19 protein-coding genes and 1 riboswitch are annotated in these 23,473 nt (G+C 66.8%); of the genes, 13 read left to right on the top strand and 6 right to left on the bottom strand.

The genetic code is table 11. The features are described from left to right. Window positions 1-20 precede the first annotated feature (20 nt). Window positions 21-1,076 (bottom strand): threonine aldolase family protein, encoded by a 1,056-nt coding sequence (locus AC1GI4_RS09695; protein WP_479629365.1) that lies wholly within the window; start codon window positions 1,074-1,076, stop codon window positions 21-23. 47 nt (window positions 1,077-1,123) lie between these two features. Next, window positions 1,124-1,235: riboswitch (SAM-I-IV-variant riboswitch) on the bottom strand. Window positions 1,236-1,336: 101 nt separating this feature from the next. On the opposite strand from AC1GI4_RS09695, the gene AC1GI4_RS09690 reads away from it, so the two are divergent. Further along, entirely contained in the window at window positions 1,337-2,404 is a 1,068-nt protein-coding gene (locus tag AC1GI4_RS09690; RefSeq protein WP_294274745.1) for a LacI family DNA-binding transcriptional regulator, read from the top strand. Window positions 2,405-2,758: 354 nt separating this feature from the next. Then, a complete protein-coding gene (locus tag AC1GI4_RS09685; RefSeq protein WP_433909540.1) occupies window positions 2,759-4,180 on the top strand; it encodes a sugar porter family MFS transporter in 1,422 nt (473 codons plus the stop codon). A gap of 205 nt (window positions 4,181-4,385) precedes the next feature. Here AC1GI4_RS09685 and AC1GI4_RS09680 read toward each other — a convergent pair whose 3' ends face one another. Beyond that, window positions 4,386-5,630, bottom strand: coding sequence for an ROK family transcriptional regulator (locus AC1GI4_RS09680; protein WP_433909541.1), 1,245 nt, complete (start codon window positions 5,628-5,630; stop codon window positions 4,386-4,388). 162 nt (window positions 5,631-5,792) lie between these two features. Next, complete coding sequence (locus AC1GI4_RS09675) at window positions 5,793-6,995, bottom strand: PQQ-dependent sugar dehydrogenase (protein ID WP_479629364.1); 1,203 nt, start codon at window positions 6,993-6,995, stop codon at window positions 5,793-5,795. 175 nt (window positions 6,996-7,170) lie between these two features. On the opposite strand from AC1GI4_RS09675, the gene rimP reads away from it, so the two are divergent. The 6 genes from rimP (at window position 7,171) to rbfA (ending at window position 13,776) form a co-directional block, all read left to right on the top strand. Then, window positions 7,171-7,749 carry a ribosome maturation protein RimP gene (gene rimP / locus AC1GI4_RS09670; RefSeq protein WP_479629363.1) on the top strand — a complete coding sequence of 193 codons (579 nt, stop codon included), beginning with the start codon at window positions 7,171-7,173 and terminating at the stop codon, window positions 7,747-7,749. Then, window positions 7,749-9,365, top strand: coding sequence for a transcription termination factor NusA (gene nusA, locus AC1GI4_RS09665; RefSeq protein ID WP_479629362.1), 1,617 nt, complete (start codon window positions 7,749-7,751; stop codon window positions 9,363-9,365). The genes rimP and nusA overlap by 1 nt, the downstream gene beginning before the upstream one ends. Then, window positions 9,365-9,601 (top strand): tautomerase family protein, encoded by a 237-nt coding sequence (locus AC1GI4_RS09660; RefSeq protein ID WP_433909545.1) that lies wholly within the window; start codon window positions 9,365-9,367, stop codon window positions 9,599-9,601. Before nusA ends, AC1GI4_RS09660 begins: the two co-directional genes overlap by 1 nt. Beyond that, window positions 9,582-10,385, top strand: a complete 804-nt coding sequence (locus tag AC1GI4_RS09655; protein WP_479629361.1) for a DUF448 domain-containing protein — start codon at window positions 9,582-9,584, stop codon at window positions 10,383-10,385. The genes AC1GI4_RS09660 and AC1GI4_RS09655 overlap by 20 nt, the downstream gene beginning before the upstream one ends. Next, window positions 10,382-13,252 carry a translation initiation factor IF-2 gene (infB, locus tag AC1GI4_RS09650; RefSeq protein ID WP_479629360.1) on the top strand — a complete coding sequence of 957 codons (2,871 nt, stop codon included), beginning with the start codon at window positions 10,382-10,384 and terminating at the stop codon, window positions 13,250-13,252. The genes AC1GI4_RS09655 and infB overlap by 4 nt, the downstream gene beginning before the upstream one ends. Before the next feature lie 116 nt (window positions 13,253-13,368). Further along, window positions 13,369-13,776, top strand: coding sequence for a 30S ribosome-binding factor RbfA (rbfA, locus tag AC1GI4_RS09645; RefSeq protein WP_433909548.1), 408 nt, complete (start codon window positions 13,369-13,371; stop codon window positions 13,774-13,776). Between the two features lie 581 nt (window positions 13,777-14,357). Here the strand turns inward: rbfA and AC1GI4_RS09640 are convergent. Beyond that, complete coding sequence (locus AC1GI4_RS09640; RefSeq protein ID WP_294268253.1) at window positions 14,358-14,906, bottom strand: YceI family protein; 549 nt, start codon at window positions 14,904-14,906, stop codon at window positions 14,358-14,360. An 87-nt stretch (window positions 14,907-14,993) separates the two neighbouring features. On the opposite strand from AC1GI4_RS09640, the gene AC1GI4_RS09635 reads away from it, so the two are divergent. The 5 genes from AC1GI4_RS09635 (at window position 14,994) to AC1GI4_RS09615 (ending at window position 20,622) form a co-directional block, all read left to right on the top strand. Further along, window positions 14,994-15,605, top strand: a complete 612-nt coding sequence (locus AC1GI4_RS09635) for a thymidine kinase (protein ID WP_479629359.1) — start codon at window positions 14,994-14,996, stop codon at window positions 15,603-15,605. A 10-nt stretch (window positions 15,606-15,615) separates the two neighbouring features. Further along, entirely contained in the window at window positions 15,616-16,626 is a 1,011-nt protein-coding gene (gene truB / locus AC1GI4_RS09630) for a tRNA pseudouridine(55) synthase TruB (protein WP_479629358.1), read from the top strand. 12 nt (window positions 16,627-16,638) lie between these two features. Continuing rightward, on the top strand, window positions 16,639-16,908 hold the full coding sequence (gene rpsO / locus AC1GI4_RS09625) for a 30S ribosomal protein S15 (RefSeq protein ID WP_007406197.1): 270 nt from the start codon (window positions 16,639-16,641) through the stop codon (window positions 16,906-16,908). A 245-nt stretch (window positions 16,909-17,153) separates the two neighbouring features. After that, window positions 17,154-19,493: a polyribonucleotide nucleotidyltransferase gene (gene pnp / locus AC1GI4_RS09620; RefSeq protein WP_294268247.1), complete on the top strand. Its 2,340-nt coding sequence runs from the start codon at window positions 17,154-17,156 to the stop codon at window positions 19,491-19,493. A gap of 178 nt (window positions 19,494-19,671) precedes the next feature. Beyond that, window positions 19,672-20,622 (top strand): IS481 family transposase, encoded by a 951-nt coding sequence (locus tag AC1GI4_RS09615; RefSeq protein WP_479628588.1) that lies wholly within the window; start codon window positions 19,672-19,674, stop codon window positions 20,620-20,622. Between the two features lie 306 nt (window positions 20,623-20,928). On the opposite strand, the gene AC1GI4_RS09610 is transcribed toward AC1GI4_RS09615, so the two are convergent. Both AC1GI4_RS09610 and AC1GI4_RS09605 read right to left on the bottom strand, forming a co-directional pair. After that, window positions 20,929-21,921, bottom strand: a complete 993-nt coding sequence (locus tag AC1GI4_RS09610) for a glycosyltransferase family 2 protein (protein ID WP_479629357.1) — start codon at window positions 21,919-21,921, stop codon at window positions 20,929-20,931. A 34-nt stretch (window positions 21,922-21,955) separates the two neighbouring features. After that, window positions 21,956-23,371 (bottom strand): M48 family metalloprotease, encoded by a 1,416-nt coding sequence (locus AC1GI4_RS09605; RefSeq protein WP_479629356.1) that lies wholly within the window; start codon window positions 23,369-23,371, stop codon window positions 21,956-21,958. Between the last annotated feature and the right edge of the window lie 102 nt (window positions 23,372-23,473).

Here is a 23,473-nt window from a genome sequence, read left to right as displayed (position 1 = left end):
TTGCAGGGGAGGAATAGGCGTTACGCCGCCTGCAATGCTTCCGTCGCGACCGCCGCGATGTCGTCGCCCAGCTGGTCGACGCGCGCGGGATCGGCGTCCCAAGCGAACATGAACCGCGCGCCGCCGCCGATGAAGGTGTAGAAACGCCATCCCCGCGCGCGCAAGGCTTCGAGCACGGCGGGCGGGGCGCTGAGGAAGACGGCGTTCGCCTCGACCGGGAACATCGGCGCGATGCCCGGCAGCCCGGCAACGCGCGCCGCCAGCCTTTGCGCACAGGCATTGGCATGCGCGGCATTGGTCAGCCAGGCGCCGCTGTCGAGCATCCCGATCCACGGTGCTGCCAGGTAGCGCATCTTGGACGCAAGCTGCCCCGCCTGTTTGCAGCGATAGTCGAAATCCTCGGCCAGCACGGGGTCGAAGAACAGGATCGCCTCACCGACCGCCATGCCGTTCTTGGTGCCGCCGAAGCAGAGGACATCGACCCCCGCCCGCCACGTCATGTCGGCGGGCGAACAGCCCAGCGCCGCACAGGCATTGGCGAAGCGCGCCCCGTCCATGTGCAGCCGCAGGCCCAGCTCGCGGCACACCGCCGACAGCGCATGGATTTCGGCCAGCGTATAGACCTGCCCCGTCTCGGTCGGCTGGGTGATCGTCACCGCGCGGGGTTTCGGGAAGTGGATGTCCGACCGGCCGGTGGCGAGCGCGCGCACCGCGTCGGGGGTCAGCTTGCCGTCCTCGGTCTGGGCGACGAGCAGCTTCGATCCGTTGGAGAAGAATTCGGGCGCGCCGCATTCGTCGGTCTCGACATGCGCGGAGGCTGAGCAGATGACGCTGTGATAGCTCTGGCAGAGCGCCGCCAGCGCCAGTGAGTTGGCCGCCGTGCCGTTGAAGGCGAAGAAGACCTCGCACTTGGTCTGGAACAGGGTGCGGAACGCGTCGGCGGCCCGGTCGGTGAACGGGTCCTCGCCGTAAGCCGGGACATAGCCGCGATTGGCCTCCGCCATGGCCGCCCACGCCTCGGGACAGATTCCGGCGTAATTGTCGCTGGCGAATTGCTGGGGAGTAATCGCGTCCATCACAAATCCTTCCGTCCGTGCCGCGAGCCGGGGAAAAGGAATGTGGCGGATCGTCCCGTTGTTGCCGGTTCGGCCACATCCCTCTCCTTGTTCGGAGAGGCACCACCTTGCCGGGGGGCAGGTTGGTGCCGGGCGATGGCCCGACTCTTGATGCTGGCGCGGCGCATACCGACAGCGACGGGGCGAATCAAGCGGGCAGCGTCCATAAAAGCTGCGCAAAGCATTGCGTATCGGCTGCGAAACGTGGAAGCGTAAACGTTATGAGCATCAAGACCACGCGCCGCGGTAGCAGCGCTCCCACGATCAGCGATGTCGCGCGCGCCGCGGGTGTGTCGTTGATGACCGTCTCGCGCGTCATCAACAACGAAGCCAATGTCCGCCCCGCCACGCGCGAGAAGGTGGAGGCGGCGATCGCGCAGCTCAACTATGCCCCCAACCCGGCGGCGCGCAGCCTGGCGGGCGCGGCGCAGATCCGCATCGGCATGCTCTACAGCAACCCCAGCCAGGGGTTCCTGAGCGAGTTCCTGCTCGGCACGCTGGACCAGGCGTCGCGGCTGGACGTGCAGATGGTGGTCGAGAAATGCGAGATCGGCGACCATGAGGTCGAGGTGGCCCGCCACCTGATCGCGGGGGGAATCGACGGCGTGATCCTGCCGCCGCCGCTCTGCGAGGCGGAGGCGGTGCTGTCGCTGTTGCGCGAAGCGGGGGTGCCCGCCGTGGTCGTGGCGACCGGCCGCGCGCCGGAGGAAATGCCCGAGTCGGCGATGGCCGTGCAGATCGACGACCGCGCCGCCGCCGAGGAAATGACGCGCCATGTCATGACCCTGGGCCACCGGCGGATCGGCTTCATCTGCGGCAACCCCAACCTGACCGCCAGCGCCCGCCGTTATGAGGGGTTCCGGGCCGCGCTGGACGCGATGGGCGTGCCGTTCGATGAGCAGCTGGTCGCGCCGGGTCTCTACACCTATCGTTCGGGTCTGGACGCGGCCGAGCGGCTGCTCGATCTAGCCGAGCCGCCGACCGCGATCCTGGCGTCGAACGACGACATGGCGGCGGCGACCGTGGCGGTGGCGCATCGCCGTGGCCTCGACGTGCCGAGCGACCTGACCGTCTGCGGGTTCGACGACACCACGCTGTCGACGACGATCTGGCCCGAGCTGACCACCATTCACCAGCCGATCGCCGACATGGCCCGCGCGGCGGTGGAGATGATGGCGATCGTCATCCGCCAGAAAAACGCCGAGCCGCCCGCGCACCGGATGCTCGACTACAGCCTGATCCGGCGCCAGTCGGATGCCGCGCCCCGCCGTCGCCCGCGCGGAATCTAGGGCGAATGGACCTTCCGTCTATTCCTCCCCTGGAAGGGGAGGTGGCAGGCCGAAGGCCTGACGGAGGGGTGTTCCGGTCGGAGAGGGCGGGCAAATGCACGACCCGTGACACCCCTCCACCACCCTTTGGGTGGTCCCCCTCCCCTTGCAGGGGAGGAATGAAGGCGGTCTGGTCCAGGGCCAGCGGCGCGCGCTCTGGGGCGCGAAGCGGGACGAAGCGTGTGCACATCCGCTTGACGGCGCGATGTTTTAAGATAGCGTTACCATCATGGCTGGCCGTGAATCGTGCCGGTGACAGGACATTGCCGTGCGGATAGGCCAAGATGCCACGCACGGATCAGGAGAGGGCCGGAAGTGACCGACACAAGGGGATTGGACGCCGCGCGCGTCAATCATGGTTTCATCGCCGCGATCGTCGTTGTCGCGACCATCGGCGGTTTCATGTTCGGCTATGACTCGGGCGTCATCAACGGTACGCAAAAGGGGCTGGAGGCTGCGTTCGACCTCGGCCGCCTGGGCGTCGGCGTCAATGTCGGCGCGATCCTGGTCGGCTCGGCGATCGGTGCGTTCGGGGCCGGGCGTCTGGCCGACGCGATCGGCCGTCGCAACGTCATGATGCTCGCCGCCGGCCTCTTCCTGGTCAGCGCGCTGCTGGCGGGGGCGGCGGGCAGCTCGGCGATCTTCATCCTGGCCCGCATCATCGGCGGCCTGGGCGTCGGTGCGGCGAGCGTCATCTCGCCCGTCTATATCTCCGAAGTGACCCCGGCCTCGATCCGCGGCCGTTTGTCGAGCGTGCAGCAGGTGATGATCATCACCGGCCTGACCGGTGCGTTCGTCGCGAACTTCGCGCTCGCCCGTTACGCGGGTGGCTCGACCGCCGAATTCTGGCTGGGCTTCCCCGCCTGGCGCTGGATGTTCTGGCTTCAGGCGATCCCGGCGGCGATCTATTTCGCGGCGCTGTCGATCATCCCGGAAAGCCCGCGCTTCCTGGTCGCCAAGGGCCGTGATGCGGACGCACACACCGTCCTGACCAAGCTGTTCGGCGAGGCCGAGGCGACCCGCAAGGTCGCCGACATCCGCCGCTCGCTGGCTAGCGACCAGCATAAGCCCAAGCTGTCGGACCTGATCGACAAGACGACCGGCAAGATCCGTCCGATCCTGTGGGCGGGTATCGGCCTGGCCGTGTTCCAGCAGCTCGTCGGCATCAACGTCGTCTTCTATTACGGCGCGACGCTCTGGGAAGCGGTCGGCTTCTCGGAGGATTATGCGCTGCAGACCAACATCCTGTCGGGCGTGCTGTCGATCGCGGCCTGCCTGTTCACCATCGCGACCGTCGACAAGATCGGCCGCAAGCCGCTGCTGCTGATCGGCTCGGCGGGCATGGCGGTGACGCTGGCGATCGTCGCCTATGCCTTCTCGACCGCGGTCACGGGTGCGAACGGCGCGGTGTCGCTGCCCGGCAACAACGGCGTGATCGCGCTGGTCGCGGCGAACCTCTACGTCATCTTCTTCAACGCCAGCTGGGGTCCGGTCATGTGGGTCATGCTGGGCGAGATGTTCCCGAACCAGATTCGCGGATCGGGCCTGGCCGTCTCGGGCTTTGCCCAGTGGATCGCCAATGCCGCCATCTCGGTCAGCTTCCCCGCGCTCGCCGTGTCGCCGGGGTTGAGCGTGACCTATTTCGGTTACGCCTTCTTCGCGGCGGTGTCGTTCTTCTTCGTGCGCGCCATGGTCAACGAGACGCGCGGTCGCGAACTGGAAGACATGGCGGGCTGATAAAGGAATAGTCCCCAAGCCTGACAGGCCCGCTTCCCGATGGGAGGCGGGCCTTTTCTTTACCCGCCCATTTTCCCCACCTCCGTTCAGCCTGAGCGAAGTCGAAGGCAACGCGGGAACCTCTCCAAACACCCATGGGGCGGGCGGATTCCCTTGGCCTTCGACTTCGCTCAGGCTGAACGGAGGGTGGGCAGGGGGGGCGGCCTTAACGCCCGGCCTGGATCAGGATCGAATCGGACGGCAACAGCCGGTCCATGAAGGGCAGCATCGCCGCGCCGATCGCGGGGGCGTCCTGCGCGCGGCGGGCGGGACGGATGGCGGGGCGGGCAGGCAGCTCGACCCCCGCCAGCGCCTCGGTAAGCCCCACCGACAGCCGCTCGAGCAGCCAGCCGGGCAGACGTCCGCCGATCAGGATGGCATGGGGATCGAACAGCGTCGTTACCGCGATGATGGGCTGGAGCAGTGCGGCGATCGAATCCTCGATCCACTGGTCGATGACCGCGCACAGCATCGGGTCGTCGCCGTCGCCCAGCGTCTCGGGCGAATCGAGCGTATAGCCTGCCGTCTTCAGCCGCACCTCCAGCCCCGCCAGCGATACCGTGTCCTGCACGATCGCACCGGGCCGCCCCGCCGTGGGGTCAGGCATCAGCCCGATCTCGCCCGATCGGCGATGCGCACCGCGATGATAGGTCCGGTCGATGACCAGCCCGCCGCCCAGCCCCGCCGTGATGAGCAGATAGAAGAAACTGGGGCAGTCGAAATCATGGTCGTGCTGCGCCTCGCCCAGGGCGGCGGCGGCGGCGTCGTTGTCGCGGTACATCGGCCAGGGCAACAGGGGCGCGAGCAAAGCCGCCGTGTCGACGCCGTTCCAGGCATCATAGCCGCGTGTCTGGTTGGGCAGCGAACGGTCGACGCCGTCCGGCATCGCCACCCCGACGCCCAGCACGCGCGTGCGGTCCACCTGACCTTCGGCGAGGGCCGGTTCCAGCGTGTCGCGGATAAAGCCCAGCACGTCGTTGGGCGTCGCAAAGGCGATCTCGCGCGTCGCCCGCGCACGCACCGTGCCGCACAGGTCGAGGATCGCGATGGCCAGATGGTCGCGGTCGATGGTCAGGCCGATGCCGAACGCGCCATCGGGACACAGCTCGATCTTCAGCGCGGGCTGCCCGCGCCCGCGATGCAGCCGCCCGGCGGTGCGGATCAGCCCCATCTCGATCAGCCGCCCGGTGATGTTGGCGATGGTCGGCGGGGTCAGCCCGGTCTGGTTGGCGATGGCGATCCGCGTCGTCTCGCGGTGCAGGCGGATGACCTGGAGCACGGTGCGCAGGTTGTAATCGCCCGCCCGCTCCAAGTTCGTGCCCGACAGTCCGCGCGACAGACGCGAATCGCGCGAATGCGCCTCGATGGCAGGCCCCCGCTCCGGCGGGATGGGCTGCGTCGATCGCGTCATTCTGGTATCGTCTCCCATGGTGGAGCGAAACCGGATCGCCCGTCTTTGCCGCAGGATCGGCCCGCGGGTCGGGTCCGGTCAAGGCCTATTGTCGGACCTGACCATGCCGCCCCGGCACATTGGCCCTGCTTTCGCGGGCTTATGCCGGGGTGGAAAGGGGAATCAGGCCGGTGTGAGCTTGATGAGCCTGCCTTGCGAATCGCCGCCATCCTCCAGGACATAGATGGCGCCGTCCGGCCCCTGTTCGACCTCGCGGATACGCGCGCCCATGTCCCACTGGTCGCCCTTGGTGGCGCTCGTGCCGCTCAGGTCGACACGGATGAGTGCCTTGCTCGACAGCCCGCCGACAAAGGCGTCGCCGCGCCATTGCGGGAAGAGCGAGCCCAAATAGATCATCAGCCCGCCCGGCGAGATCACCGGATTCCACCAGACCTTGGGCGCTTCATAGCCGTCGCCCGCACGGTGATCGGGAATGTCGCGCCCGTCATAATGCGACCCGTTGGAGGCGTTGGGCCAGCCATAATTGCGCCCCGGCAGGATCAGGTTCAGCTCGTCGCCACCCTTGGGTCCCATTTCCTGCTGCCACAAATTGCCAGCACCATCGAAGGCGATGCCGAGCAGGTTGCGATGGCCATAGGACCAGACCGCCGGATCGAAGCCTTGCGATGCCAGCGGATTACCGGCCGCCGGTTTGCCATCCGGGGTCAGGCGCAGCACCTTGCCGAGTGTCGCCTTGGGGTCCTGAGCGGGCGTGAACTTCTGGCGGTCGCCCGCCGTGAAGAACAGATATTGGCCGTCCGGCGAAAAGGCGATGCGGCCCGAATAATGGCCGTCGCCGGTGACGGCGGGACTGGCGGCCCACAGCGTCTCGATCCCGGTCAGCTGCGCGGTGCCGTTCGATTCCTGCAACCGGCCGCGCGCCAGCACGACATGCTTGCCGCCGTCCGCTGCGGCCGAATAGCTGAAATAGACGCGGCCCGACTGGGCGAAATCGGGGGCGAGGACCACGTCCATCAACCCGCCCTGGCCCGCCGAATCGACCGCGATCCGCGCGATCGTCTGCCGCTGCTGACCATCGGCGGAAACCAGCAGCATCCGGCCGTCCTTCTCGGTCACGAGCATCCGCCGGTCGGGCAGGAAGGTCATCGCCCAGGGCGCATCGAAATCGGCGATGACGGTGCGGCCAAAGGGCTGTCCGTCCACCACCGTCGCGGGCGGGCTGGCCGTGGCGGAGGGCGAGGGAGCGGGTGTTCCGCCCGGCGTCACCGTCACCGGGGGCGTGTTGCCCGTCTCATCGGGGCCGGGGCCATTGCCCGAGCAGGCGATCAGCGCCACCGGCAAGGCGGCAAGCAACGGCAGTTTCATGATATACTCTCCCGATGGGGCCCCTGACCGGCCCTGTGGGCCGACAACGCCTTGGCATGGATGCTTGTTTCGTTGGCGGTTCCTGTGTATATACTGCGGCATTCTCTTACATCGTCGGGTGAAAGAGGCTGCGGGACGGGTTCCGCGGCACCGATCCGGCACATCTGGAGCTTTCATGGCGGACATCGCCCTTCTGACGCAACTCATCGAACCCGAGGCCAAGGCGCTCGGCTTCGAGCTCGTGCGCGTGAAGATGTATGGTGGCACGTCGGACCCCACGCTGCAGGTGATGGCCGAGCGTCCCGATACGCGCCAGCTCAACATCGACGACTGCGCCGACCTGTCGCGCCGTATCTCGGACGTGATGGACGCGCTGGAAGCGGAAGGCCGCGACCCGATCGACCATGCGTACCGGCTGGAGGTGTCCTCGCCCGGTATCGACCGCCCGCTGACCCGGCTGAAGGACTTCGCCGACTGGGCGGGGCATGAGGCGCGGATCACGCTCGCCGAGAAGCTGAACGGCCGCAAGCAGTTCAAGGGCGACCTGGCCGGGGTCGAGGGCGACAATGTCGTCATCGTCGACGGGGAAGAGGTTCGCCACGAACTGCCCTTCTCGGGAATCGAAGACGCCAAGCTCGTGATGACCGACCGGCTGATCGCCGCGACGGTGCCGCTGTCTCCCGAAGGCGCGGAAGAGGTTTATTATCAGGACGCGCCCGAACAGGACGGCGCCACCACGGAAGGACGGCACTGATGGCTACCGCCATTTCCGCCAACAAGGCGGAACTGATCGCGATCGCGAATGCGGTCGCCTCGGAAAAGATGATCGACAAGGGCATCGTCATCGAGGCGATGGAGGATGCGATCCAGCGCGCCGCCCGCGCCCGCTATGGTGCCGAGAACGACATCCGCGCGAAGCTCGATCCGAACTCGGGCGACCTGCGTCTTTGGCGCGTCGTCGAGGTGGTCGAGCAGGTCGACGATTATTACAAGCAGATCGACCTGAAGGGCGCCGAGAAGCTGCAAAAGGGTGCCGCGATCGGTGACTTCATCGTCGACCCGCTGCCCCCGATCGAATTTGGCCGCATCGCCGCGCAGGCGGCCAAGCAGGTCATCTTCCAGAAGGTCCGCGACGCCGAGCGCGACCGTCAGTATGACGAGTTCAAGGACCGCCAGGGCGAGATCATCACCGGCGTCGTCAAGCGCGTCGAGTTCGGCCACATCGTCGTCGATCTGGGCCGCGCCGAGGGCGTGATCCGTCGCGACCAGCAGATTCCGCGCGAAGTCGTCCGCGTGAACGACCGCATCCGCTCGCTGATCCTGAACGTGCGTCGCGAGAATCGCGGGCCGCAGATCTTCCTGTCCCGCGCGCATCCCGACTTCATGAAGAAGCTGTTCGCGCAGGAAGTGCCCGAAATCTATGACGGCATCATCGAGATCAAGGCCGCCGCGCGCGATCCGGGCAGCCGCGCCAAGATCGGCGTGATCTCGCACGACTCGAGCATCGACCCGGTCGGCGCTTGCGTCGGCATGAAGGGCAGCCGCGTGCAGGCCGTCGTGCAGGAGATGCAGGGCGAGAAGATCGACATTATCCCCTGGTCGCCCGACACCGCGACTTTTGTGGTGAACGCGCTCCAGCCCGCCAATGTCAGCCGCGTCGTGATCGACGAGGAAGAGGACCGGATCGAGGTCGTCGTCCCCGACGATCAGCTGTCCCTCGCCATCGGCCGTCGCGGCCAGAATGTGCGCCTCGCCAGCCAGTTGACCGCCAAGGCGATCGACATCCTGACCGAGGCCGACGCCTCCGAGAAGCGGCAGAAGGAATTCGTGGCCAACTCCGAGATGTTCCAGAACGAGCTGGACGTGGACGAGACGCTGGCCCAGCTGCTGGTCGCCGAGGGCTTCGGTGCGCTGGAAGAGGTCGCCTATGTCGAGCTCGACGAGCTGGCCGCGATCGAGGGCTTCGACGAAGACCTGGCGCAGGAGCTGCAGAGCCGTGCGCAGGAAGCGCTGGACCGCCGCGAGCAGGCTGCCCGCGACGAGCGTCGTGGCCTGGGCGTCGAGGACGCGCTGGCCGAGATGCCGTACCTGACCGAGGCGATGCTGGTCACGCTGGGCAAGGCGGGCATCAAGACGCTGGACGATCTCGCGGACCTCGCGACCGACGAACTGGTCGAGAAGAAGCGCGCCGAGCCGCGTCGCCGTGGCGACGACACCCCGCGTGCGGCCCCCAAGGGCGGCATCCTGGCCGAGTATGGCCTGAGCGACGAGCAGGGCAACGAGATCATCATGGCCGCGCGTGCGCACTGGTTCACCGACGAGGACGAACCCGTGGCGGAAGACGCCCAGGCGGAGGGCGACGAAGCCTGATGCCGTTCGTCTCGATCCGTCTGGCGGGCACCGCCTCCAAGCAGCAAAAGGCCGAGATCGTCGCCGACGTGACTCGTTCGCTGGTGGAGCGGCTGGGCAAGAACCCGGCCGCCGTCCAGATCGTGATCGAGGAGGTCTCCACCGAAAACTACGGCGCGGGCGGTCAATTGATCGCCGACCGTGACGCGCCTGCCTCAAGCCCCCCGGGAGACGCGCATGCGGAACCGGGACAATGAGCGCGGTGGCGTAAACAATGCTCCGGCCGCGAAAGGCCGGAGTCCTCGCAACGCCGCAAAGGCCGCCCGCGAGTCGATCGACGGGCCGGTTCGCCGCTGCATCCTGTCGGGCGAGCATGACGCGCGCCCGCACCTGATCCGGCTGGCGCTCGCGCCCGACGGCCGGGTGCTGCCCGATGTCCGCGCGAAAGCGCCGGGCCGGGGCGGCTGGATCGGCGTGACGCGCGGCGAACTGGAAACCGCGATTCAGAAGGGTCGGTTGAAGGGAGCGCTCGCCCGCGCGTTCAAGACGGGCGAGTTTAGCATTCCCGACGATCTGCCCGATCTGATCGCATCCGCGCTGGAGCGTAACGCGCTCGACCGGCTGGGCCTCGAATCGCGCTCGGGCATGCTGCTGACCGGATCGGACAAGATCGCGACGGCGGCCCGCTCGGGACAGCTGCATGCGCTCTATCATGCGTCCGATGCGGGCGAAGACGGCTGTCGCAAGCTGGCGCAGGCGTGGCGCGTGGGATCGGATCGTGAAGGAACCGATCTCAAGGGGTTGGCACTGCCCGCCACACGCCCCATATTGTCAATGGCGTTGGGCCGCGAAAATGTGGTACACATCGGCCTGACAGATCGTAACGCGGCAAAGCGGGTGAGCGAAGCGCTCGACCGCTGGCTGCATTTTATCGGACCCGACCCTGTGGCAACGCCTTGCGAAACGGCCTCGCAAGGCGCATCGGCGTCCGACATTACTGGTGACCGAACGGCCGTGACCGTACACGAGGATTTTGAGTGAGCGAGACCGACAACGACAAGCCGAAACTCGGGATGCGCCAGCCTTTGGGGCTGAAGCGCACGGTCGAGACCGGCAAGGTGAAGCAGAGCTTCAGCCACGGCCGCTCGAACACCGTGATCGTCGAGACGAAGCGCCGTCGCGTCCTGGGCCCGCAGGGTGGAGCGCCCGAGGCGGCCGCCCCCGCGCCGACTCCGGCTCCGGCTCCGGCCGCCCCTGCGGCGCCGGTCGCCCCGCCGCGCCCCGTGCCGTCGAACGAGACGGCGCAGGAGCGTCAGGCCCGTCTGCTGCGCGAGGCCGAGGAACAGCGCCTCGCCATGCAGGAAGAGATTCGTCGCCGCGAGGACGCCGAGCGTCAGCAGCGCGCCGAGGACGAGCGTGCCCGGGCCGAGGAACGCGCCCGCGCCGAGGCGGAAGCCGCAGCGGCCGCCGCCGCACCGACTCCCGAGCCGACTCCGGCCCCGGAACCGGCTCCCGAGCCTGTCGCCGAAACGCCTGCCCAGGCGGAAGTGCCCGCCGCGCCGACCATTTCGGTGCAACCGCGCATGTTCCGCCCGGTCGAGCGTCCCGTGATCCCGGCGCCCGAGCCGAAGGTGGAAGAGCCCAAGGTTGCGGCTCCGGCCGCAACTCCGGCTCCTGCGCCGACGCCCGCACCGGCGCCGGTCGCGGCGAAGCCTGCGCCCGCGCCCGCTCCGGCCCCCGCGCCGGTGGTGCCGACGCCGCCGGTCCTGGGTCGCGATCCCTCGATGCCCGCGCCGCGCCGCTTCTCGCCGGTGCAGCGTCCGGAGATTCCGAAGCCTGCGCCCAAGCCCGCGCCTGCGCCCGCCGCAGCCGCTGCGCCGGCCGCCAGCGCGCCCAGCAACAACGCCGCCTCCGCTCCGTCAGGTGGCGCACCGCGTTCGATGCCCTCGGGCCAGCCGACGCCGCGCAACGCGCCTCCGGGCCGTCCGCAGCAGCGTGACCGCAAGGGTGACGAGCGTCGCGGCGGCAAGCTAACCGTGACGCGCGCCCTGAACGAGGACGGCGCCCGCGCCCGCTCGCTCGCCGCACTGAAGCGTGCCCGCGAGAAGGAAAAGCGTGGCTTTGGCGGCCCGCGCGAGCCGCAGGTCAAGCAGGTCCGCGACGTGCAGGTGCCGGAAGCGATCACCGTCCAGGAACTGGCCAATCGTATGGCCGAAAAGGGCGCGGATCTGGTCAAGGCGCTGTTCAAGATGGGCATGCCCGTCACGATGACGCAGACGATCGACCAGGATACGGCCGAGCTGCTGGTGACCGAATTCGGCCACAACATCGTCCGCGTCTCCGACAGCGACATCGACCTGGCGCTCGACACCACCGAGGATGCGGCCGAAAGCCTTCAGCCGCGCCCGCCGGTCGTGACGATCATGGGCCATGTCGACCACGGCAAGACCTCGCTGCTCGACGCGCTGCGCGGCACCGATGTGGTGCGTGGCGAGGCCGGTGGCATCACCCAGCATATCGGCGCCTATCAGGTCACGCTGAAGGACAAGTCGAAGATCACCTTCCTCGACACGCCGGGCCACGAGGCCTTTACCCAGATGCGCGCGCGCGGTGCCGACGTCACGGATATCGTGGTGCTGGTGGTCGCGGCCGATGACGGGCTGATGCCGCAGACGATCGAGGCGATCAACCACACCAAGGCGGCGGGCAAGCCGATGATCGTGGCGATCAACAAGATCGACAAGCACGACGCCAATGCCCAGCGAGTCCGCGAACGCCTGCTCGAGCATGACGTGCAGGTCGAGGACATGGGTGGCGAGACCCAGGACGTCGAAGTGTCGGCGCTCAAGAAGATCGGTCTGGATACGCTGATCGAGAAGATCCAGCTTCAGGCCGAACTGCTCGAACTGTCGGCCAACCCCGACCGCCCTGCCGAGGGCAGCGTGGTCGAGGCCAAGCTGGACAAGGGCCGTGGTCCGGTCGCGACCGTGCTGGTCACGCGCGGCACGCTGAAGGTCGGCGACGTGTTCGTGGTCGGCGCGGAAAGCGGCAAGGTCCGTGCGCTGGTCGACGACAAGGGCCGTCAGGTGAAGGAAGCGGGTCCGGCGATGCCGGTCGAGGTCCTCGGCCTGTCGGGCGTGCCCCAGGCGGGCGACCTGTTGCAGGTCGTCGAGAATGAGGCGCGTGCCCGCGAGGTCGCCGAATACCGTCAGAGCGTGGTGCTTCAGAAGCGCACGACCTCGGCCCCGGCCAGCCTGGAGTCGATGTTCTCGGCGCTGAAGGCGAACCAGGCCAAGGAATATCCGCTGGTCGTGAAGGCGGATACGCAAGGCACCGTCGAGGCGATCGTGGCGTCGATCACCAAGATCCAGTCCGATCTCATCAAGGCGCGCATCCTGCACTCGGGCGTCGGTGGCATCACCGAGTCGGACGTGACGCTGGCGGCCGCTTCGGGCGCGCCGATCATCGGCTTCAACGTCCGTGCGAACGCCAAGGCGCGTGAGATCGCCGAGCGGAACAAGGTGGCGTTGAAATATTACGACGTCATCTACGACCTGATCGACGAGATCCGGGCGGGCATGGCCGGTGAGCTGGGTCCCGAGGCGTTCGAAACGGTCGTCGGCCGCGCCGAAATCCGCGAGGTCTTCTCGGCGGGCAAGATCGGCAAGGCCGCCGGTCTGCTGGTCACCGAGGGTGTCATCCGCAAGGCGCTCAAGGCGCGCATCACGCGCAACGACGTCATCATCTACCAGGGCGAGATCAACTCGCTCCGCCGGTTCAAGGACGATGTCGCCGAGGTTCGCGCTGGCCTGGAATGTGGTGTGACGTTCACGCAGAACTTCACCGACATCAAGGCGGGCGACTATCTCGAAACCTTCGAGGTCGAACTGCGCGAGCGTTCGCTCTGATGCGGGCAGGGTGGTGGGATCGCTCCTGCCGCCCGCCTCTGCCGGACATGATCGCGCCGGAATCGATCGCGGCTGCCTGCCCGGCGGCCGCGATTTCCGTTTGAAGAAGAACTGACATGGTCCAAGCCAAGAACCCCGCCGAACCCTCCGTCCGCCTGCTGCGCGTCGGCGAGCAGGTGCGTCACATCCTCTCCGAAATCCTGGCGCGCGGCGACGTGCATGACGAGACGCTGGCCAAGCACATGGTCAGCGTAACCGAAGTGCGCATGTCCCCCGACCTGCGCCACGCGACGGTTTTCGTGAAGCCGCTGCTCGGGCGTGACGAGGAGGTGGTCATCAAGGCGCTGCGCACCAACACCGCGTATTTGCAGCGCGAGGTCGCGCACCGGGTAAAGATGAAATACGCCGCCAAGCTGAAGTTCCTGGCGGACGAGAGCTTTGATGAGGGCAGCCATATCGACTCGCTGCTGCGTTCGCCCAAGGTGTCGCAGGATCTGGAGGAGGGGGAGTCTTCCGAGGGCTGACGCCCACCCTCCGTTCAGCCTGAGCCCTTCGGCAGGCTGGCAAGCCAGCCGCTCAGGATGAACTTCGGCGTATAACGCCGAAGTCGAAGGCCACGCCGTTACCGTCGTAAAATAGGGTTCACGCGAAGTCGCGAAGATTTTTAGAGCAAGATGACATGAGATGAACTCACCCCTCCCCTTCAGGGGAGGGGCCGGGGGTGGGGCGCCTCCGCAAGCGTCCAGCCCGTGGTAAGGCCCCACCCCAACCCCTCCCCTGAAGGGGAGGGGCTCTCCTTGGTTCAACGCAACGTCGTCACGGTCTAGTTCGCGCAGAGGCGCGGAGGGCGCAGAGAAGAAGGGCAGTCACCCAATAGGGCAGCCCACCCCGGCGAAGGCCGGGGTCCAGTATCTTTTCGCCTCGATGGCGCGCTGCGCCAAGGCGGGGGGCGAATGCCTCGCGCCATCGTGTGTCCACCGCGACTGGACCCCGGCCTTCGCCGGGGTGGGGCTGACCTCCTCTGCGCCTCTGCGCGAACCTGAAACGAAGGGATGCCCATGGCCTTCGACTTCGCTCACGCCGAACGGAACGGGGGTAGGGGGCCTTAGCCTCCAACCGGCACCAGATCCGCGTCGATCGCGATCGTCACCTGCCGCCCGACGATCAGCGGATAGGCCGTCATCCCGAAGTCCCGCCGGTCGATTCGCGTCGTCGCGGCGATATGCACCGGCTCGCGGCCCGTCATGGCTGCAAAGGGCTGCGAGAAGTCGACGGCGAGCATCGCCGGACGCGTGATGCCCCGCGCGGAGATCGTCCCCGCCACGGTCGCGCTATGCGGCCCGGTGCGGGTCATGCCGGTCGCGTGGAAGGTCACATGGGGATAATGCTCGACATCGAAAAAGTCCGCGCCCCGCAACCGCGACCGGGTGAGCGCATCGCCCGCCTCCAGTGTCTGCGTATCGATCCGTACGTCCAGCGTCACCGCCTTGGCATCGCGGTCGGACAGCGCGACATGGCCTTCGGTGCGCGGGAAACGCGCGGTCTTGCTGCCCAGCCCGAAAAAGCCGACCTTGGCTTCGACACGCGCATGGGCGGGGTCGATGCTATAGCCGATCGCGCCGGTGCTACTGGCCGAGGCCATGCTCCCCAGCATCGCGACTACGAAGGCCGCAAGACGTGCGATTCTCAACCCATTCACCTCATGCTCGAAAAGGTCGCCCCCTTCCGATAAGGGGCCGCCATGGCCAAGCTCTATTTCTATTATGCCAGCATGAATGCGGGGAAATCGACCATGCTGCTGCAGGCCGATTTCAACTATCGCGAGCGGGGGATGAACACGATGCTGTTCACCGCCGCGATCGACGACCGCTTCGCCTATGGCACCATCGCCTCGCGCATCGGCCTGTCGCAGCCCGCGACGCCGTTTCACGCCACGACCGATTTGGAGGCCTGTGCGCTCGACCAGCATGGCCGCACGCCGCTGGCATGTATCCTGGTCGACGAGGCGCAGTTCCTGACGCCCGAACAGGTCGACCAGCTGGCGCGGCTGGCCGACCGGCATCGCATTCCGGTGCTGGCTTACGGCCTGCGCACCGACTTCAAGGGCCAGCTGTTTCCCGGATCGGCGCGATTGCTGGCGCTGGCCGATGCGCTCAGCGAGATCAAATCGGTCTGCGTCTGCGGGGCCAAGGCGACGATGAACCTGCGCGTCGATGGTCAAGGCAAGGCGATCGCTGAGGGCGCGCAGACCGAGATCGGCGGCAATGACCGCTATGTCGCGCTGTGCCGCCGCCATTTCGGCGAAGCGCTCGCGGGCGGGACGGTGCTTGAGGGGATGGCAAAGCCCGACTAACGCCTTGCCGATGCATGGATGGATCATTCTCGACAAGCCGCTGGGGCTGGGCTCGACGCAAGGGGTGAGCGCGGTCAAGCGGTGCTTGCGCCAGGGCGGCTATGGCAAGGGCATCAAGGTCGGGCACGGCGGCACGCTCGATCCGCTGGCGACCGGCGTCCTGCCGATCGCGGTGGGCGAGGCGACCAAGCTCGCCGGGCGGATGCTCGACAGTGACAAGGTGTATGACTTCACCATCCGGTTCGGCGAGCAGACCTCGACGCTGGATGCCGAGGGCGAGGTCATTGCGGCGAGCGACGTCCGCCCGACCCGTGCCGCGCTGGAGGCGGTGCTGCCGCGCTTCACGGGGCCGATCGAGCAGGTGCCGCCCGCCTATTCCGCGCTGAAGATCGACGGCGAGCGCGCCTATGACCGCGCGCGCGCCGGGGAAGAGGTGGTGCTGGCGAGCAGAGCCGTGACGATCCACAGCCTCCAATCCTCCCCAAGCTCGCTTGGGGAGGGGGACCATCCGAAGGATGGTGGAGGGGCGCCGTCGCAGACGGCGGCTGGCGCCGCCGCCCCTCCACCACGCCCTGCGGGCGCGGTCCCCCTCCCCGAGCAAGCTCAGGGAGGATTGGAAGAAATCACCCTCACCGCGCATGTCTCCAAGGGCACGTATATCCGCTCGCTCGCCCGCGACATCGCGCTGGCGCTCGGCACCGTCGGGCACGTCACCATGCTCCGCCGCATCAAGGCGGGGCCGTTCACCCTGGCCCCGGCGATATCGCTGGACAAATTGAACGAAATGGGGCAGGCGGCGACCCTTGAACAGATACTCCTGCCGCTGAGGGCGGGGCTGGACGACATCCCGGCTCTTGCTCTCGACCCCGACCAGGCAGGGGCGCTCCGTCAGGGGCGTGTGCTGGCCGGGATTGCCGTGGATGATGGCCAATATTTCGCGATGCTGGGGGATATCCCGGTGGCGCTGGTAGAGGCGCTGGACCAGCAGGTCCGGGTCGTTCGCGGTTTCAACCTCGATTAAGAAAGGATCACGATGTCGATCACCGCTGAACGCCGCCAGGAAATCATCAAGGATCATGCCCGCGCCGAGGGTGACACGGGTTCGCCCGAAGTCCAGGTCGCGATTCTGACCCAGCGTATTCAGAACCTGACCGAGCACTTCAAGACCCACGCGAAGGACAATCATTCGCGTCGCGGCCTGCTGATGCTGGTCAACAAGCGCCGCTCGCTGCTCGACTATCTGCGTCACAAGGATGGCGACCGCTATCTGGCGCTGATCGCCAAGCTCGGCCTGCGCAAGTAAGCCACGGGCGAGAGCCACGAAAAAGGGCATCCCTCACGGGGTGCCCTTTTTTTATCGGCTGGTGTATAGAGCCCCCGGCCGACCGGATGGCGCGATGGCGCATCCCCAAGGCCTGAAATGTCATCAAACCCGGCGATCATGTCGGGCAGGATCGGAGGCGCGGCAATTCGGCCGACCTCCAGAGCCAATCTTGGCTCAACCCATAGGCCCCGGCGGGATAGGCCCGTCGGAGTGAAGGATATTCCATGTTCAATACCAAGAAAGTGGCCATCGAGTGGGGCGGCAAGACGCTGACCCTCGAAACCGGCAAGGTGGCCCGTCAGGCCGACGGCGCGGTGATCGCGACGCTGGGCGAGACGGTGGTGCTGTGCGCCGTGACGGCCGCGAAGAATGTGAAGGAAGGGCAGGACTTCTTCCCGCTCACCGTTCACTATCAGGAGAAGTTCTCGTCGGCGGGCCGTATCCCCGGCGGTTTCTTCAAGCGCGAGCGCGGTGCGACCGAGCGTGAGACGCTCATCAGCCGCCTGATCGACCGTCCGATCCGCCCGCTGTTCCCCGAAGGTTTCTACAACGAGATCAACTGCATCTGCCAGGTGCTCTCGTACGACGGCGAGAACGAGCCCGACATCCTGGCGCTGGTCGCCGCATCGGCCGCGCTCACCATCTCGGGCGTGCCGTTCATGGGCCCGATCGGCGCAGCGCGCGTCGGCTATGTCGATGGCGAGTATCAGCTGAACCCGACCGACGCCGAGGCGCTGGCCGGTGACCTGGACCTGGTTGTCGCCGCCACCCACGACGCGGTGATGATGGTCGAGTCGGAAGCCAAGGAGCTGTCCGAGGAAGTGATGCTGGGCGCGGTCATGTACGCGCACAAGGCGTCGCAGCAGATCATCGACGCGATCATCGACCTGGCCGAGCAGGCCGCGAAGGATCCGTGGGAGCTGAAGGTCGGCGACGACCAGAAGGCGGTCAAGGCCGAGCTGAAGAAGCTGGTCGGCAAGGACATCACGGCCGCCTACAAGCTGACCGACAAGCAGCAGCGCCAGACCGCGCTGGGCGAGGCGCGCGCCAAGGCGAAGGCCGCCATGGCCGACCGCACGCCGCAGGAGCAGCTGGTCGCCGCCAAGCTGGTCAAGAAGCTGGAAGCCGAGATCGTCCGCACCGCGATCCTGAAGGACGGCCGCCGCATCGACGGTCGCTCGACCACCCAGATCCGCCCGATCGAGGCGGAGGTTCACTTCCTGCCGCGTTCGCACGGCTCGGCGCTGTTCACGCGCGGCGAGACCCAGACGATCGCGACCACCACGCTGGGCACCCGCGACGCCGAGCAGATGATCGACGGTCTGAACGGCCTGTCGTACCAGCACTTCATGCTGCACTATAACTTCCCGCCCTATTCGGTCGGCGAAGTGGGCCGCTTCGGCGCGCCGGGCCGTCGCGAGATCGGCCATGGCAAGCTGGCATGGCGCGCGCTGCACCCGGTGCTGCCGTCGAAGGAGGAATTCCCCTACACCATCCGCGTGACCAGCGACATCACCGAGTCGAACGGCTCGTCGTCGATGGCCACCGTCTGCGGCGGTTCGCTGTCGCTGATGGATGCGGGCGTTCCGCTGAAGCGTCCGGTTTCGGGCATCGCCATGGGCCTGATCCTGGAAGGCAAGGACTTCGCCGTCCTGTCCGACATCCTGGGTGACGAGGATCACCTGGGCGACATGGACTTCAAGGTGGCGGGCACCTCCGAAGGCATCACCTCGCTCCAGATGGACATCAAGATCGCCGGTATCACCGAAGAGATCATGAAGGTCGCGCTGGCGCAGGCCAAGGAAGGCCGTGCGCACATCCTGGGCGAGATGAACAAGGCGCTGGGCGAGACCCGCACCGAGCTGTCGGCCCATGCCCCGCGCATCGAGACGATGACGATCGACAAGTCGAAGATCCGCGACGTGATCGGCACCGGCGGCAAGGTGATCCGCGAGATCGTCGCGACGACCGGCGCCAAGGTCGACATCGACGACGAGGGCGTCATCAAGATCAGCTCGTCGGACGGTTCGCAGATCGAAGCCGCGATGAACTGGATCAAGGGCATCGTCGAAGAGGCCGAGGTCGGCAAGATCTACAACGGCAAGGTCGTCAACCTGGTCGATTTCGGTGCGTTCGTGAACTTCATGGGCGGCAAGGACGGTCTGGTCCACGTCTCGGAGATCAAGAACGAGCGCGTCGAGAAGGTCTCGGACGTCCTGAGCGAAGGCCAGGAAGTCAAGGTCAAGGTCCTCGAGATCGACCCGCGCGGCAAGGTCCGCCTGTCGATGCGCGTCGTCGACCAGGAAACCGGCGCCGAGCTGGAAGACAATCGTCCGGCGCGCGAACCGCGTGAACCGCGCGGCGACCGTGGTCCCCGTGAGGGCGGCCGTGGTCCGCGCCGCGATGGCGGCGACCGTGGCGGCGAAGGCCGTGGTGATCGCGGCGGCGAAGGCCGCAGCGGCCCGCGTCGCGACCGTGGCGACCGTCCCCGTCGCGAAGGCGGCGAGCAGGGCGGTTCGTCCGAGTTCGCGGCCCCGGCCTTCCTGACCGGCGATCGCGACTGATCCTTCGCCTTCGGGTGAAAGGAAAAGGGCTCGGGGTAAACCCCGAGCCCTTTTTTTGTTTGGGGGCATCCCGTGGCCTTCGACTTCGCTCAGGCTGAACGGCGTTCGGGAATGCGTCTAGGTGTTTGATCCCGGCATTTGATGGTGCATCATCGTCGCAAGCTTGGAGGGATGCACTATGGGACAGGTTCTACACGGGAGCGCCCGCACGACAGAGGCGGTCCGTCGAGCGATACAACATAGTCAAGAGAGCCTGAGGGTGCTGGCGAAGCGCCACGGGATCAACCAGAAGACCGTCGCGAAGTGGAAGAAGCGGACGGCGGTCAAGGATCTGCCGACTGGGCCGAAGGACCCGCACTCGACGGTACTGACCATCGAGGAGGAAGCGGTCATCGTCGCTTTCCGGCGCCACACGTTGCTGCCGCTGGACGACTGCCTCTACGCGCTACAGGCGACGATCCCGCACCTGACGCGCTCGTCGCTACACCGCTGCCTGCAACGCCATGGCATCAGCCGGTTGCCCGAGATCACCGGCGACAAGACGCCCAAACGCAAGTTCAAGACCTACCCGATCGGCTACTTCCACATCGACATCGCCGAGGTTCAGACCGCCGAGGGCAAGCTGCGCCTGTTCGTGGCGATCGACCGAACGAGCAAGTTCGCGTTCGTCGAACTGCATCAGGAAGGTGGCAAGATGATCGCGGCGCAGTTCCTGCGTAATCTGGTCACGGCCGTGCCCTACCGTATCCACACCGTGCTGACCGATAACGGTATCCAGTTCACCAACCATGCCCACCAAAAATACGCCTTCCACCACATCTTCGATCGCGTCTGCGACGAGAACGGCATCGAGCACCGGCTCACCAAGGTGAAGCATCCCTGGACCAACGGCCAGGTCGAGCGGATGAACCGCACCATTAAGGAAGCGACCGTCAAGCGCTACCATTACGACAGCCACGACCAGCTCCGGCAACATCTCGGCGACTTCGTCGCCGCCTACAACTTCGGCCGCAGGCTCAAGACGCTCAAAGGCCTCACGCCCTACGAGGCCATCTGCAAAGCATGGCAGAACGAGCCAGCACGCTTTACATCAAACCCGCACCATCAAATACTGGGACCAAACACCTAGATTGGGATGACATGATGTTGACCCGTCATTGCGAGCGCAGCGAAGCAATCCAGGGTTCCGCGCGCTGCCCTGGATTGCTTCGCTGCGCTCACAATGACGGGTGATTCATCGTAGTGCCATCTCGCGATAGACACGAAAATCCGTTCAGCCTGAGCGAAGTCGAAGGCCACGCCCCGACCCCCGCCGCGTGCGTTCAAGGCAAGATTCCCGTGCGAAAGTCAGCCCGCTACCACCACCCCGAGGAACGCCGGGTGAGTCCTGCAGGCGCGGATGTGCCCGTGCCGGACCTGACCCGCGTGGTGGCGGTCAGGCGGGGTCTTTCGCCCCCTCATGCGCGCTGTACCCCAGCCGCGCATGGCCCTGCACCGGCCCCGCCACATCCGCGACCAGATAGAGCGGCCGCCGCTTCGACTCGATATAGAGCCGCCCCAGATATTCGCCGATCATGCCCAGCACGAACATCTGCACCGCGCCCAGGACGACGGTGACGAGCATGGTCGAGGTCCAGCCCTGCACCGCCGTGCCGGTCAGCCAGCCGATCGCGATATAGACCAGCAGCAGCAGGGACGCCCCGGTCAGAGCCAGGCCGATATGGCTGGCCCAGCGAAGCGGCGCGGTCGAGAAGCCTGTCACCGCGTCAAAGGCCAGCGCAATCATCTTGCCCAACGGGTAATGGGTCTCGCCCGCATGACGCTCGGCGCGGTCATAGGGGAAGGGGACCTGGCGGAAGCCGACCCAGGCGACCATGCCGCGGATGAAGCGCGCCTGTTCGGGCAGCGATTGCAGCGCGTCGAGCGCGCGACGGCTCATCAGGCGGAAATCGCCGGTGTCCAGCGGGATCGGCGTGTCGGTCAGCCGGTCGAGCATCCGGTAGAAGACCGCCGCCGTCGCCTTTTTGAACAGCGTCTCGCCCGCCCGCTTGCGGCGCACGGCATAGACCACGTCGGCCCCTTGCGCCGCCATGGTCGCGCGCATGTCGGTTAGCAGTTCGGGCGGGTCCTGAAGATCGGCGTCGATGATGAGGATCTGTTCGCCCGCGCACAGGTCCAGCCCCGCGGTCAGCGCCAGCTGGTGGCCATGGTTGCGCGACAGGTTGATCGCGACCAGATGCGGATCACCGGCGGCCAGCCGCTGCATCACCGGCCAGCTGTCGTCCTTCGAACCGTCGTTGATGAGGACGATCTCGTAATCCTCGCCCACCGCCGCGCGTGCCGCGCCGGAAATGCGGGCATGCAACACGTCCAGACACGCGGCTTCGTTGTAGCAGGGGACGACGACGGACAGGGCAGGACGCTTCATGACGCCGCCGGTTTAGCGGCGTCGAAGCCGTCCGTCACCCGCCTACGACCAACTTGACCAAACGCCCCGGCGTCAGCGCCTGGTCCGCGTCCAGCCCGTTGAGCGTGATGAAGCGTTCGCGCTTGTAATCCGGGAAGGCCATGCGTGCGGCTAGGCTGTTGATCGTGTCCCCGGCCTTGACGGTCACAATACTGATCTTCTTGCCGCGAATACCGTTGGCCTCTGCGGTGGAGAGCGGCGCGACCGAGGCGAGCAGCGGCTGGAACGGCCCGATGCCCGACCCTGCGGGCGTGACCAAAGTGAAGGTATAGGTCGCCGAGGGGAAGCGGTACGCGACCACCGTCGCATCGACCGCGCGATTATTGGCGGCGGCGCGGGTGGTCACATAGGCATAGGGGATGCCGTTCGCCGTGCCGTTCTGCAACTGGCCCGAGGGGGTGCCGGTGCCGAGCTGGCCGAAACGCTGGGCGATCGCCTGGCCCAGGTCGCTGCCTTGGGCGAGGCGCATCTCGGCCTGTCCGCCCTGGCCGACCACCGTCACCGCATCGCTGCCATTGGCGATGGCATAGCCATTGGGGGCGGTGAACTTCAGCTTGAGGCCGGGATGGCGGAAGGTCTGGCCGTCGACGATGCCTTCCTTGGGATCGTCGCCATAGGGCATGCCGTCGAGCATCCGCAGAAAGGCGGTGTCCTGTGGCGGCGTGGTTTCCGGGCGGCCGGTTTGCTGCGCCAGCGCGGCGGCGCGGCGCACGCGGTCGGCGCTGTTGGGGTGGGTCGAGGCCCAGGTGGGCACGGCATTGGCCTCCTTGCCCGCCGTGCGCGCGGCCAGATTGCTCGACGCCGCCAGCGAGGCGAGCATGTCGGCCGAGGCATAAGGATCGTATCCGGCGGCGGTCATATAGCGGATGCCCAGGCCATCAGCCTGATATTCCTGATCGCGGCCATATTTCAGCGTGTAGAGCTGCGCGCCGGTGCCGACGACCTGGCTGGCCAGATTGCTGCCGGTCAACAACCCTGCCCCCGCCGCCAGGATCGAGCCGATGGTCGAGCGAGTGTTGCGGCTCTGCGAATGGCGGGCGGCGACATGGCCGACCTCATGACCCAGCACCGAAGCCAGCTCGGCTTCCGAGTTCATCAGCGCGAGCAACTGGCGCGTGACATAGATATAGCCGCCGGGGATGGCGAAGGCGTTCTCGACCGGCGAATTGAGTGTGGTGACGGTGAAGTCGCCCTGCGCGTTCGACAGTCCCGACTGGACCGCGACCCGCTTGCCGACCCGCTCGACGAATGCGGCCTGCGGGCCGGTGTAGCGACCGCCATATTGCTTGACGAGTTCGGGATTGGCCTGCGCGCCCTGTGCCTTGTCCGAGGCGGAAATGGATCGGGTGGTCTGGCTTGCGACGGGGGCGGCGACGAGCGCGAGTATGGCGGCGGCGGTGGCGAAACGCATCGGTGACGGGACTCCCTGTTCGTGCTTTTCAAAGCGTGTGACGGGCGGGGGTTCCAGCTTTTTGTTACGGAGGCGTCATTTTGATGTCAGGAAAGGCGGTAA

It is taken from the genome of Sphingomonas sp. 77B (assembly GCF_056497825.1).
This window is presented reverse-complemented; position numbering and strand designations above follow the sequence as displayed.